Below are 13,326 nucleotides of genomic sequence, written 5' to 3'. Positions count from 1 at the left end.
TTAATATAGGGAAATAACAATGAATAATAATCGCCCCATTTTTTCAGCAGCATGGGCTGCAAGCACTAAAATATATAACGCGCAATATTCAGCTCAAAATGTTGCCAAGATTATCGGCGGGCGTGTCGCCATGAATATTGCGCCCAATGGAAAGTGGGAAAACACCTGCGCTGTGCGTATGAGCTACATCTTGAATAAATCTGGCTTCCCCATTCCTTATGTAAAAGATCAGACCGTATCAGGCGCCGATCGTCAATGGTATTTTTTTAGAGTTAAAGATCTTATCGCTTATCTGACAAAGATCTGGGGCAAACCCGACCTTCGAGTCAAATTCCCTCCTCCAGGTGGTGGTGAATTAGCCGGAAAGAAAGGGATCATACTGTTTGAAATTGCAGGTTGGAGCGATGCTGGAGGACATGCTACGCTTTGGAATGGGAACGGCGATTGTTATGATCATTGTTATTTCAATGAACCAGAAGCTCGCTATACAACAAATTACGCTAACTTTTGGGTATTGAGATGAAAAAAATCCTTATCTCTTTTCTTTGTATATATGCTACTTGTGCTATAGCACAGAAAAACCAAGAAGAACCCATTGAAAAGTGGCCACCGCAAGCGGCGTACCGAAACTATTTGCAAAACTACAAGGATATTGCTCTGACCTACTGCATTTCCGTCGCTTATAAGACATCACCAGAGGCTAGCAAAGATGCAATTGCCTCATCGAATGGTATCGATGCTTGGTCATACTATGCAATTCGTGATGAAGAATCCCCTATCATCAAGCTGACAAAGCAGTATTTGCAAAAGAATTACAATGCTAAGGATGGGAAAAGCCGCTTAGATTTAATGAAGTGCATGGATATGTACCATAGTGAAGAGCTTGATAAACTTGCGAAAGATTATGTACAGCGCCCTAATGATAATTGGGTGAAAGACAATCCGGACAGAGTAAATGAAAATCCTCCTCGGAAATAATCAGTGAAAAAAATCTCACTGACTGTGGCCATCGCCGCAACGTTGAACGTCAATGCAGCGACAGAAATTGACTATTCCCCTGCCGAGTACCTCAAAAACTACGCGCTTAGCGTTTGTATCGCCGAGGGGTACTCAGCAAAAGAAGTCAAAAACGATGCCACCGCCACCGCCAGGGGTTACATGGAGTTCGGCGATTATTCTCTGGAAGCGCATACCGCTGTCAGGGCGCTGGCAAAAGAATTTCTGGCAAAGCACTATGACAGCATGTCTGGGGAGCCGATGACGATGGCAAAGTGCATCGATCTTGTACATAGCCAAGCGTTACAAGCCATCATCAAGAAGTACCAAGGGAAAGACGATAACTGAGAGTAAATCCGTATCCCTTCACAGGGTAAATGTTGGTATAAAGAATAGGAAAGGAATCCTTATGCAATACAAAACAAAAGTAGATCTGGATAGATCTATCGATGAACTCAAAAAACTATCAAGAACGTTTTCACGACAGTATCTATACACCAACGAATCAAGAGCTAATTTCTCACTGGAAATAGACCAACTTATTCAGTTTGCAAAAAGGGATATCAGTATACACTGCACATCCTACGCTGGGGCAATCAGTATAATCGAAGAAGAAATCAACAACCTCAAAAAACAAGAATTCAACATTAATACAGGTAAAGCCAAGCTCTTTGTCGCAATAAAAAAAGAAAAAAGAGAAAGATTTTCAAACCTGGTGATGAAACAAGTTGGTTTTGTCAGTGGCGGCTCTCAGATATTTGCCGGAATCGGAACCTGTGCACTTTCTGCAGGCATGGCCTGCGGGGGCGTTGGCGTACCGTTAATGGCTCAAGGAGCAAATAATTTTTACGAAAGTGGCTATTATTTACTTTTCAGAAAAGATAAGGTTGGCAGTATAAGAGAGGCATACCACTACGCGGCTAACTATCTAGGCTATAATAAAAATGAAGCTGACATCGTTTATAGTTCCGTTGACATCTCACTATCTGGGTACGGTATATTTAGCAAGTCATTAAGACCAGACTCTTGGCGGTTGTTTAAACACATAAATAGCGATTATATTATTGGATGGAAAAAGCTTGGCACGGTTCCATTAGGCACAGAGGTTTTTTCCAATGCCATAACCGGCTATGGAATTTACAAATTAATCGATGAGGAAACAAAACAGTGAGCGATGACGTCACGCTTTCCACCTACTCTTACTCATTTGTGTTTTTATACTTTTTCCTGTCAGTTGTAGTTTTTGTCGGGCTGTATCACCTAAAACAGAAAGTTAACAATAAAAAATCTTACTCTCTTTTTGTGATAGTTACCATAGTAAATCTATTTTCAAGCATCACCCAAGGTTTAATATTTAACTATGGTTCTGAGATACTGGATTCAATGCTCAATATAAAATTCCAAGATTATGACGAGGTATGGTACGCCAGCATTATATTTGCCCTAATTTACTTGTCTCAACTACCGACTAATCTCTATTACAAGAAAAAGGGTAAGAATAATGATAGCAATAGCAAAGGCATCACCTGACACATACAGCCTCACGTTATTACATTGAAGTTTTCGACCATATAATGCGTTAACCAAAAAAATTTAGTCACTCACGTTCAAAGATCTCTCTTAGGAAAGAAATAAAGTCGAATTCATCCCGTTATTGAGTTCCACTGTCTAGCCATAAGATCTTATCAGCAGGAATGCCTTATGCGATTTTCCATTGTAAAAAACAAAAGCGGTCAGGTTCCGCCGCAGAGCAGTTGCGATTTTCTGCCGCCGGGCGGCACCATCGGCCGCAGCGTGGACAACAACCTGGTGCTGCCGGACGAAGAGCGCGCCATTTCCCGCCTGCAGGCGATTGTGCATATTTCCGCTGACGGCGAATGCCGCATCACCAACCGCGGCAACGTTACCCGCGTGCTGCTGAACGACATTCCGCTGGAGCGTGGCCGCCAGGTTGAACTGCAGGACGGCGACGTGCTCGGCATCGACGATTACCAGATTGAAGTCAGCGCGCTGCAACAGCACGCCGCGCCACAGGCTCAACCGGTGGCCAAGGCTGTTGCCGCTGCTACGCCCCCTGCTGCCGCCGCCAAAGAAAAATCCGCCGCGCCAATCCCCAACGAAATCTGGGACAGCCTGGTGGAAGAATTCACGCCGAACCCGCCGGCCGCCGTCACGCCGCCACCGGCCGCCAATCCAGACAGCCATCCGCTGTTGGACACCCCCGCTCGCGAGCTGAACCCGGCCGATCCGCTGGCGCAGCTGGCGGGCGAGGTCGATCTGCGCCAGCTGCAACAGCAACAAACCGATCCGGCGGCGCTGTTCAACACCGACACCACTTTTGAACGCGAACACATTCTGGCCGATACCACCCCCAGCGCGCTGCTGGCGGAGCAGGCTGCGCCGCCGCGTCCGGCAACTCCGGCCCGGAATGCGCAGCAACCGGAGCAGGAGTTGGATCCACTGGCGCTGTTCGGCGGTTCATCCGCGCCCGCTTCGCCAGAGACGTTAAACAGCAACGATCCGCTGGGTCTGCTGATGGGCGGCGCCGTGCCGCTGGCCCAGCCGGAGGAGCCGGTACAGCCGCCCGCGCCGCCGTCTCCGCCACCGATGGCCGCACAACCGCAAGCACCGCGCCCGCAGCCGACGCCGCCACCCGTGCAGACGCCTGAGCCACAGCCCCAACCTGCACCGCAGTTCAGCCCGCAGGAGCCGCCTGCGCAGCCGCCGCGCCCGCGCCAGGGCAACCGCCTGGGCATCGATCCGGTCGCCTATCAGTCCGCTCAGCGGCAGCACGCCGCCGCGCCGAGTGGCGACGCATTGGAGGGGCCGTTGCTGGCGGCGCTGCTGCAAGGCATCGGTCTCGACGATCTGCAACCGCAGCCGCACTTTGACGAACAGCAGATCCGCCTGGCCGGTCGCCTGCTGAGCCTGTTCTCGCAAGGCACCGTCGCCCTGCTCTCATCCCGCTCGATCCTCAAGCGCGGCGTGAAGGCCGAGATGACCATGATCCTCGACGAAGCCAACAACCCGTTCAAGCTGCTGCCTTCGGGAAAAACGGTGCTGATGCAGATGTTCGGCAGCCAGATGCCGGGCTTTATGCCGCCGGAGCAAGCGGTGCGCGACGCGCTGATCGACCTGCAGGCGCACCAGCTTGGGATGATCGCCGGTATTCGCGCCATCATCGCCGCCATGCTGCAGTCGTTCAACCCGGAGCGCCTCGAAGAGGAAGCGCGCAAGGAAGGCGTGGCGCCGCGCCTGTCGCTGCCCGCCAACCGCAAGGCTGCGCTGTGGGACTACTTCGTGAAGAACTATCAGCAAACCTCCGGCGAGATCGAGGACGATTTCCACACCCTGTTTGGCGAAGCCTTCCTGCACGCCTATGACGTTGAAGTGAATCAATACAAAGACTCACAGACCAAACCGGACGCGTAATGAATATCACCATAGCCTCTACTTCCAACCAGGGCGGCCGCGCCTCCAACCAGGATCAGACCGGCGAGGTGCTCGGCAACCGCGCCGCCTGCTTCGTGGTGTGCGACGGCATCGCCGGTTTTCCGGGCGGCGATATCGCCGCCAAACTGGCGCGCGACACCATTTTGCAAAACTTTGACGGCGAAAAGCACCTGAACGCCCAGAGCATTCGTCAGCACATCACGCGCGCCAACGCCGCCATCCACCAGCAGCAGCGGCAGTCGGACGAATACAGCAAGATGGGCACCACGCTGGTCAGTCTGTTTATCGATCGCGATTATCAGCTGGCCTACTGGGCGCACGCCGGCGACAGCCGCCTGTACCTGTTCCGCCGCGGCTACCTGCATGCTGTCACCACCGACCACAGCCTGATCCAACAGATGCAGGACGCCGGCTATCAGACCAACGGCATCAACAGCAACCTGCTGTATTTCGCGCTGGGGCTCAACGAAGAGCGCGACGCCACCTACAGCGACGTGCTGCAGCTGGAGGACGGCGACGTTTTCCTGCTGTGCACCGACGGCTTCTGGCACAGCTTCAGCCAGGCCGAACTGGAACAGTCGCTGCATATGGTCAACTCCCCCAGCGAGTGGATCGCCCTGATGCAACAGGCATGGAAGAAAAACAATAACAGCGATAACTACAGCGCTATCGCCGTCTGGATTGGCTCACCGCAGGAAACCACCCTGCTGCATTCGCTGGCGGATGCGGAGCGGTTTCTGAGCCGCGACTGAGCAGCGCACATTCACAGCAAGGTTCACTATGAAATATTGGATGCCGGGGCTCGTCGCCCTGATGGCGGTACCGACCGCGCAGGCGATGAACTATCGCCTGGTTTACTCCCCCAGCCAGAAGCTGGAAGTGTTTATCGATGACGTCAAAAACAGCAATCCGGCAAGCTGGTGCGGCAAAAGCATCCCGCTGCGTATCGTCTCGGCGCAAAGCCAGGATCCGGCGGTGCTGAACGACTTTCTGCCGCGCGTCGGCAATCTGTTGGAAAAGCAGTGTCCGAAAGCCGGCCACCTGCCCTGGACGCTGACCGACAAGCGCGGAGAGAAACTGGCCAGCGGCGAAGCCGCCAAAGCGCGCGGCTGGAAACCGGTGGTCAAACAAGAGGCCTCCGAGCCGCCGGAAACCCCACCGCAACCGGCGATCCCTGCGGCGGTGGCCGTGACGTCTCCGCAGGCGGACAGCGCGCCGGCTCAGCGTTTCAGCCTGCCGCAGGGCTGCCACTTCCGCACCTACTGGAGTGACGAGGCCAACGGCGGCGCGCTGTTCATTCCCGCCGGCGCTGCGCTGCGCTGCGGCGAGGACGGCTGGCTGCAGGGCCGCAGCGCGGTCACGTTGCAACAAGGCGGCCAAACCCTCTCGCCGACGCTGTGGTTCCTGCAAGGTTACCCGCTGGCGCAGGTTAACGGCGGCGATCGCGCGCTGACCGTCGTCAGCGCCAACGCCCAACGGCTGGTTCTGGGCGGCAACCCGCAGGCTCCGGGCAGCTTCCTGCTGCTGAGCTTCGAACCGAAGCTGCACGCCTGGGCGTTCAACGGTGAAGCGATCGTTGAAATGCCGCGCGTCGACGCCGCCGATGAGAACAAGATCAAACAGCGCGTGCAGCAGGCGCAAACCGCCTGGCAGCCGCTGCTGAGCGCCCCCGCCCCGCTGACTTTCAAGCTGGTGGAAAAGCTGGCCACAGACCGCGTTGATCCCGCCAGCGGCAGCTACCTGTCGGTTAACGGCGCCCCTCACTGATTATAAGGAAAGCCTGTGAAATCATTAGCAAGCATGCTGCAAGGCCAGTCGATCGGCGCGGCCATCACCACCGTCGAAAACGATATCAAGGCGAAACCGGCGGATGCCGACCTGCGCGCCGCGCTGGTGCAACTGCTGTGCCTGAGCGGCAACTGGACGCGCGCCAACGCGCAGCTGAAATCCTGGCAGGCGCTGAAACCGATCGCCCAACCGACCACGCTGCTGCTGATGCAGTCAGTCAACGCCGAGCTGCAACGCCAGGCGGTGTTTGCCGGCACGGCCGCGCCGGCGCTGCTGCGGCAGGATCAGCCTTGGCTGAAACTGATGGTGCAGGCGCTGCATCAGGATGCGCAAGGGGCGGCCGAACAGGCCCAGGCGCTGCGCGATGACGCGCTGGAGGCCGCCCCGGCCGGCGCCGGGCAGTTAACGCTGGCCGAAGGCGACCAAGAACGGCAGCTGCGTTTCGACTGGCTGACCGACGGTGACGGCCGCCTCGGGCCGGTATGCGAACTGGCGCTGAACGGCGTTTACTACTGGCTGCCGTTTGCCGACATCGCCGCGATCCAATTCCAGGCGCCGCAGAGCGCCATCGACCTGGTGTGGAGCCATGCGCTGGTGCGCCTGACCGATGGCCGCGAACAGGTGTGCCAACTGCCCGCCCGTTATCCGCTGGCAGAAGGCAGCGACGACGCGCTGCTGCTCGGCAAGCGCACCGAATGGCAACCGCTGGGCGACGGCACCCACTATGCGGGGCTGGGCCTGAAAACCTGGCTCAGCGAAAGCGATGAATTCCCACTGCACAGCCTGCGGCAGTTGAGCTTCGACGCGAGCGCCTGACCATGAACGATAAGCGCCCACCCCACTACGACGGCAGCGATCTACGCCACCAGGGCTATCGCTATCGTCAGGACAGCGAACGCCTGACCTCGCGCGACAAAATGCAGCCGGTGCTGCTCGATATGCTGACCGACGACGAACCGCAGAAAAAGCAGGAGGCGCAGGCGCGCAACCTGGTGTCGCACAGCGAGCTGCGCCGCCGGGTATTGCGCGATCTGCAGTGGCTGTTCAACTGCGTCAACAGCGAATCCAATCTGGATCTCGGCGATTTTCCGCAGGTGCGGCGCTCCACCCTGAATTACGGCATCGCCTCGCTGGCGGGCAAGCGCATGTCGGACATCGAATGGCTCGACATTCAGCGCGCGCTGACCGAATCCATTCTGCATTTCGAGCCGCGCATTTTGCCCGAGGGGCTCCAGGTGCGCTGCATCTCGGATACCGGCTCGCTGGAGCTGCACAACGTGCTGTCGATCGAAATCAAGGGCCGCCTGTGGTGCGTGCCCTATCCGCTGGAGTTTCTGTTCCGTACCGACGTGGATCTGGAAAATGGCCACTTCGATCTGAAAGACATAGGGTAAGGCGATGGACAGTAAACTGTTAGATTATTACAACCGCGAGCTGGCCTATCTGCGTGAGATGGGCGCCGAGTTCGCCGAACAGTACCCGAAGGTTGCGGGCCGCCTCGGCATGCGCGGCATCGACGTGGCGGACCCTTATATCGAGCGCCTGATGGAAGGCTTTGCCTTCCTCACCTCGCGCGTGCAGCTGAAAATGGACGCCGAGTTCCCGCGCTTTTCTCAGCGCTTGCTGGAGATCATCTACCCCAACTACCTGTCACCGACGCCGTCGATGGCGATCGCCGAGCTGCAGCCGGACAGCAGCAAAGGCGACATCAGCAACGGCTTCGTAGTGCCGCGCGGTACCATGATGGACAGCCAGACGCTGAAGAAAAGCGGCATCACCTGCAGTTACACCACGGCGCATGACGTCACGCTGCAGCCGGTGCGCATCGCCGGCGTCGAGCTGGGCGGCATTCCGGCCGATATCCCGCTGGCCTCGCTGGGGCTGCAGCACAGCGGCTGCGTCAGCGCGCTGCGCATTCGTCTTGAGTGCTACGAAAGCGTGACGCTCAACAATCTGCAGCTGGATCAATTGATGTTTTACCTGGCCGGGCCGGACATGCAGGCGCAGCAGCTGCTGGAGTTGCTGATGCAGCACAGCGTCGGGCTTGTCTGCCAAACGGTGGAGGCTCAGCCGCAGCGGCGGGCGCTGGCGTTGGACGGGCTGCGACAGGAGGGCTTCGCTGCCGATCAGGCGCTGCTGCCCAACGATCTGCGCAACTTCGAAGGCTACCGGCTGCTGCAGGAGTATTTCGCCTTCCCGGCGCGCTTCCAGTTCTTCAGCGTCAACGGCCTGCGTCCGCTGCTGCAGAGCGTGCGCGAAGGGAAAAAGGGGCTGCGCCAGTTCGAGATCGTGGTGCTGCTGGATCGACACGACGCCGCGCTGGAACGGGTGGTCGACGCCGCCCATTTGGCGCTGCACTGCACGCCGGTGATCAACCTGTTTCCGAAGGTCGCCGAACGCATCGCGATCAACGAAAAAAACCACGAATACCATCTGGTGGTCGACAATATCCGGCCGCTGGATTACGAAGTGTTTTCAGTGCAGCGGCTCGGCGGCAGCGCCAGCGAAAAACGCTACGAGCAAGAGTTTCGGCCGTTTTACAGCACCCTGAGCGCGGACGACGGCAACTATGGCGCCTACTTCTCGCTGCGGCGCGAACAGCGCACGCTGTCGGAGCACGCCCGCCGCTACGGCACCCGCACCGGCTACGCCGGTTCGGAAGTGTTCGTGTCGCTGGTGGACGAGCGGCAATCGCCGTGGCACAGCGATCTGAAATACCTCACCGCCGACGTGCTGTGCACCAGCCGCGACCTGCCATTGATGTTGCTGCAGCAGGATCAGGGCAACTTCGTGATGCCCGATTCGATCCCGATCAAGCAGGTCTCACTGCGCAAAGGCCCCACCCCGCCACGCCCGGCGCTGGCCGAAGGGATGATCACCTGGCGGTTGATCAGTCAGCTGCAGCTGAATTACCTCAGCATGATGGACGGCGATCCGGAACAGGGCGCCGCCAGCCTGCGCCAGCTGCTGGGGCTGTACGGCAACCTGAGCGAGCCGGCGATCGCCAAACAGATCCAGGGCGTGCGCCACTGCAACCTGCGGCCGGTCTATCGGCGAGTGCCTGAACCCGGCCCCATCGTATTCGCGCGCGGCATCGCCATCGATCTGACGGTCGATGAGCAGGCGTTCTCCGGCAACAGCCCTTACCTGCTCGGCAGCGTGCTGGAGCGCCTGTTCTCGCGCCTGGTGGCGATGAACACCTTCACCGAGATGACGCTCTCCAGCCAGCAGCGCGGCGAGATCGCCCACTGGCAGGCGCGCATGGGCAAAAGGACGCTGATATGAGCGCGGAGATGATCGCCACCGAACTGGCGCCGCCGCAGATCAACGCGCTGTATCGCCTGCCGGACGACTTCTGGCCGCGGCTGCGCAGCGCGCCTTACAAGCACGATCTGTTTCAGCTGCTGCGCCGCATCGACGCCCAGGGCGGCCAGCCCTACCTGCTGGGGCGCGCGCCGCTGCCGCGCCACGAGATGCTGCGCCTGGGCCAGGAGCCGTCGCTGTCGTTCGCGCCCTCCACGCTGGCGCAGGTGACGCCGCGCGCCAACGGCCCGCTGCACGACGTTTCGATCTTCAGTTTCGGCCTGTTCGGCCCCAACGGGCCGCTGCCGCTGCACCTGACCGAATACGTGCGCGAACGGGTATACCACCATCAGGACACCACCCTGCTGGCGTTCACCAACCTGTTCCATCACCGCCTGACGCTGCTGTTTTATCGCGCCTGGGCCGACGCACAGCCGACGGTATCGCTGGATCGCCCGGACAACCGGCGCTTCGACGAGTACCTGTCGAGCCTGATCGGCATCGGCCAGCCGGCGCAGCAGGAGCGCGACAGCATCAACGCCCACGCCAAGCATTTTATGGCCGGTCATCTGATTCGCCACAGCCGCGATCCGGAAGGCCTGAGCAAAATTTTGCAGCAGTATTTCAAGGTGCCGGTGCGCATCGTCGAAAACGTGCCGCACTGGCTGCGGGTGGAGCCGCGCGAGCAGGCGCGGCTCAAGGCCGGGCGCGGTGCGCCGCGGCTCGGCGAGTCGGCCTTTCTCGGCATCGCGGTGCGCGATATTCAGCACAAATTCCGCATCGAGCTGGGGCCGATGCCGCAGCAGGACTATGACCGTTTCTTGCCGGGCGCAGACCTGTGCCGGCAACTGCGCGACTGGGTGCGCCAATATCTGGGCATCGAGTTCGTCTGGGAAGTGCGCCTGATCCTGGCGAAGGAACAGGCGCACGGAACTCAGCTCGGCGGCGCGCAGCGATTGGGCCTGAGCAGTTGGCTGGCCAACCATCGGCGACAGCGCGATCTCGACGATCTGATCTTCAGCCCTGAACCGCTGGAAAATCCGTTCTGACCCTATTTCGGCCGACGCCCCGTGGCGTCAGGCCACCCTGAGACCTGAGGAAAACCATGTCTGAAATCAGCCGCTCGGTATTATTTGGCAAACTGGATAGCCTGTTATTCACCTCTCTGGAAAGTGCGACGGCGTTTTGCAAGCTGCGCGGTAACCCCTACGTCGAATTGGCGCACTGGCTGCATCAGCTGATGCAATCGCCGGACGGCGATCTGCAGCAGATCGTTCGCCACTTCGCGTTGGACGAGGCGCAGCTGGCGCGCGACATCGTCGAGGCGCTCGATCGCCTGCCGCGCGGCGCCAGCGCCATCTCCGATCTGTCCGAGCACATCGACAGCGCGGTAGAGCGCGCCTGGGTCTATGGCTCATTGAAATTCGGCGCGTCGCGCATCCGCGGCGGCCACCTGCTGCTCGGCATTCTGAAAACCTACAGCCTGCGCCATCTGCTGAAGGCCATTTCCCCGCAGTTCGAGCGCATCAACGCCGATCTGTTGATGGAGCAGTTCGCCGCCATTACCGCTCACTCGGCGGAAAACGCCCAGGATGCGCCGGCGGAAAGCCGCGCCGAGAACGCCTCCGGCGCGGCGCGCAGCGGTGAAAGCGTGCTGGCGCAGTATGCCCAGGATCTGACCGCCAGAGCGCGCGACGGCGAGATCGACCCGGTGGCCGGCCGCGATGAGGAGATCCGGCAAATCATCGATATCCTGATGCGCCGCCGCCAGAACAACCCGCTGCTGACCGGCGAGGCCGGCGTCGGCAAAACCGCGGTGGTGGAAGGCCTGGCGCTGCGCATCGTGGCCGGCGACGTGCCGCCGCAGCTGCGCGACGTGAAGCTGTGCCTGCTGGACATCGGCATGCTGCAGGCCGGCGCCGGCGTTAAGGGCGAGTTTGAAAAACGGCTGCAGGCGGTGATCGACGAAGTGCAGTCCAGCCCGACGCCAATCATCCTATTTATCGACGAAATTCACACCCTGATCGGCGCCGGCGGCGCCCAGGGCACCGGCGACGCGGCCAACCTGCTGAAACCGGCGCTGGCGCGTGGCCAACTGCGCACCATTGGCGCCACCACCTGGTCGGAATACAAGAAATACATCGAGAAAGACCCGGCGCTCACCCGCCGTTTCCAGGTGGTGCAGGTACACGAACCGAGCGAAGACAAAGCGCTGTTGATGCTGCGCAGCACCGTCAGCCCGCTGGAGCAACACCACCGCGTGCTGCTGCTGGATGAAGCGGTGGACGCCGCGGTGCGGCTGTCCCATCGCTATATTCCAGCCCGCCAGTTGCCGGACAAGGCGGTAGCGCTGCTGGATACCGCCTGTGCGCGCGTGGCGGTCAGCCAACACGCCGAGCCCGCCCAGGTCGAAGACTGCCGCCACCGCATCGATGCGCTGCAGATCGAATTGGATATCGCCCGCCGCGAAGCCAAGGTCGGCATTGGCGATCCCCTGCGCCCGCAGGAGATTGAAACCCAGCTGACCGCGCTGCGCCAGGAGTTGGAACAGTTGACCGACCGCTGGCAGCAGGAGCTGGCGCTGATCCAAGAGATCATCACGCTGCGCGCGCAGTTGCACCAGCAGGAAGCGGAGCCTGCCGGCGAAGAAACGGAGGCAGCCCCTGACGCCGACGCGCTGCGCACCCAGCTGGGCGAACTGCAGCAGCAGCTGAGCGCGCTGCAGGGCGAAGCGCCGCTGATCTTCGCCGCCGTCGACGCCAACATCGTGGCGGCGGTGGTGGCCGACTGGACCGGCATCCCGCTGGGCCGCATGGTGAAAAACGAGATTGAAGCGGTGCTGCAGCTCTCCGACACCCTGAATCAGCGCGTCATCGGCCAACGCCATGCGCTGGATCTGATCGCCCGTCGGGTGCGCACTTCGCGGGCGCGGCTGGACGATCCGAACAAGCCGGTCGGGGTGTTCCTGCTGGCCGGGCCATCCGGCGTCGGCAAGACCGAAACCGCGCTGGCGCTGGCGGAAACCCTGTACGGCGGCGAGCAGAACGTCATCACCATCAACATGAGCGAATTCCAGGAGTCGCACACCGTTTCGACGCTGAAAGGCGCGCCCCCCGGCTATGTCGGCTACGGCGAAGGCGGCGTGCTGACCGAGGCGGTGCGCCGCCGTCCATACAGCGTGGTGCTGTTGGACGAGATCGAGAAGGCGCACCCGGACGTGCATGAAATCTTCTTCCAGGTGTTCGACAAGGGCTGGATGGAGGACGGCGAAGGCCGCCATATCGATTTCCGCAACACCATCATCATCCTGACCTCCAACGTCGGCACCGATCTGATCGCCGGGCTGTGCAGCGATCCGGAGCTGCTGCCGGAGCCGGAGGCGCTGAGCGGCGCGCTGCGCCAGCCGCTGCTGTCGGTGTTTCCGGCCGCCTTGCTCGGCCGTCTGCTGGTGGTGCCGTATTACCCGCTGACCGACGCCACGCTGGGCAACATCGTGCGCCTGCAGCTGGGCCGCATCCAGCGTCGCCTGGCGGAGAATCACGACATCGTCTGCACCTTCGACGACGCGGTCATCGAGCAGATCGTCAGCCGCTGCACCGAAGTGGAGTCCGGCGGCCGCATGGTCGACGCCATCCTGACCAACACCCTGCTGCCGCAGATCAGCCACACCCTGCTGACCGGCAGCGCCAACGACCAGCGCTATCGCCAGCTGCACATCGCGCTGCAGAACCACGAATTCATTTGTCAATTTCAGGCATAACGCCGCGGCCGCCGAGACGGCGGCCC

General features: G+C 59.8%; 12 protein-coding genes. All 12 read left to right on the top strand.

What is annotated here, in order from left to right; all coding sequences use genetic code 11:
- The first annotated feature begins 19 nt into the window (after window positions 1–19).
- Window positions 20–523: a type VI secretion system amidase effector protein Tae4 gene (locus CRO23_RS09075; RefSeq protein ID WP_071525932.1), complete on the top strand. Its 504-nt coding sequence runs from the start codon at window positions 20–22 to the stop codon at window positions 521–523.
- Window positions 520–978: a T6SS amidase immunity protein Tai4 family protein gene (locus CRO23_RS09070; RefSeq protein ID WP_016927257.1), complete on the top strand. Its 459-nt coding sequence runs from the start codon at window positions 520–522 to the stop codon at window positions 976–978. The genes CRO23_RS09075 and CRO23_RS09070 overlap by 4 nt, the downstream gene beginning before the upstream one ends.
- Window positions 979–990: 12 nt before the next feature.
- On the top strand, window positions 991–1,344 hold the full coding sequence (locus CRO23_RS09065; RefSeq protein ID WP_050487581.1) for a T6SS amidase immunity protein Tai4 family protein: 354 nt from the start codon (window positions 991–993) through the stop codon (window positions 1,342–1,344).
- 61 nt (window positions 1,345–1,405) lie between these two features.
- The gene (locus CRO23_RS09060) at window positions 1,406–2,167 is read left to right on the top strand and encodes a DUF4225 domain-containing protein (RefSeq protein WP_016927255.1); all 762 of its coding nucleotides are present in this window, start codon (window positions 1,406–1,408) and stop codon (window positions 2,165–2,167) included.
- Window positions 2,168–2,697: 530 nt separating this feature from the next.
- Window positions 2,698–4,428, top strand: a complete 1,731-nt coding sequence (tagH, locus tag CRO23_RS09050; RefSeq protein ID WP_097101818.1) for a type VI secretion system-associated FHA domain protein TagH — start codon at window positions 2,698–2,700, stop codon at window positions 4,426–4,428.
- Entirely contained in the window at window positions 4,428–5,201 is a 774-nt protein-coding gene (locus CRO23_RS09045) for a PP2C family protein-serine/threonine phosphatase (RefSeq protein WP_015378289.1), read from the top strand. Before tagH ends, CRO23_RS09045 begins: the two co-directional genes overlap by 1 nt.
- A gap of 28 nt (window positions 5,202–5,229) precedes the next feature.
- Complete coding sequence (locus tag CRO23_RS09040; RefSeq protein ID WP_049299096.1) at window positions 5,230–6,216, top strand: hypothetical protein; 987 nt, start codon at window positions 5,230–5,232, stop codon at window positions 6,214–6,216.
- Window positions 6,217–6,231: 15 nt separating this feature from the next.
- Window positions 6,232–7,053 (top strand): type VI secretion system accessory protein TagJ, encoded by an 822-nt coding sequence (locus CRO23_RS09035; protein ID WP_303621657.1) that lies wholly within the window; start codon window positions 6,232–6,234, stop codon window positions 7,051–7,053.
- 2 nt (window positions 7,054–7,055) lie between these two features.
- Window positions 7,056–7,631: a type VI secretion system baseplate subunit TssE gene (locus CRO23_RS09030; protein ID WP_049299094.1), complete on the top strand. Its 576-nt coding sequence runs from the start codon at window positions 7,056–7,058 to the stop codon at window positions 7,629–7,631.
- A gap of 4 nt (window positions 7,632–7,635) precedes the next feature.
- The gene (tssF, locus tag CRO23_RS09025) at window positions 7,636–9,522 is read left to right on the top strand and encodes a type VI secretion system baseplate subunit TssF (protein ID WP_049188373.1); all 1,887 of its coding nucleotides are present in this window, start codon (window positions 7,636–7,638) and stop codon (window positions 9,520–9,522) included.
- Window positions 9,519–10,589 carry a type VI secretion system baseplate subunit TssG gene (gene tssG, locus CRO23_RS09020; protein WP_016927247.1) on the top strand — a complete coding sequence of 357 codons (1,071 nt, stop codon included), beginning with the start codon at window positions 9,519–9,521 and terminating at the stop codon, window positions 10,587–10,589. The genes tssF and tssG overlap by 4 nt, the downstream gene beginning before the upstream one ends.
- A 56-nt stretch (window positions 10,590–10,645) precedes the next feature.
- The gene (gene tssH, locus CRO23_RS09015; RefSeq protein ID WP_097101814.1) at window positions 10,646–13,300 is read left to right on the top strand and encodes a type VI secretion system ATPase TssH; all 2,655 of its coding nucleotides are present in this window, start codon (window positions 10,646–10,648) and stop codon (window positions 13,298–13,300) included.
- The last annotated feature ends 26 nt before the right edge of the window (window positions 13,301–13,326 follow it).

This window comes from Serratia sp. JKS296, assembly GCF_900215445.1.
GTDB lineage: Bacteria > Pseudomonadota > Gammaproteobacteria > Enterobacterales > Enterobacteriaceae > Serratia > Serratia marcescens.
The sequence above is the reverse complement of the archived record's forward strand: the minus strand, read 5'-3'. Positions and strand labels throughout refer to the sequence as shown.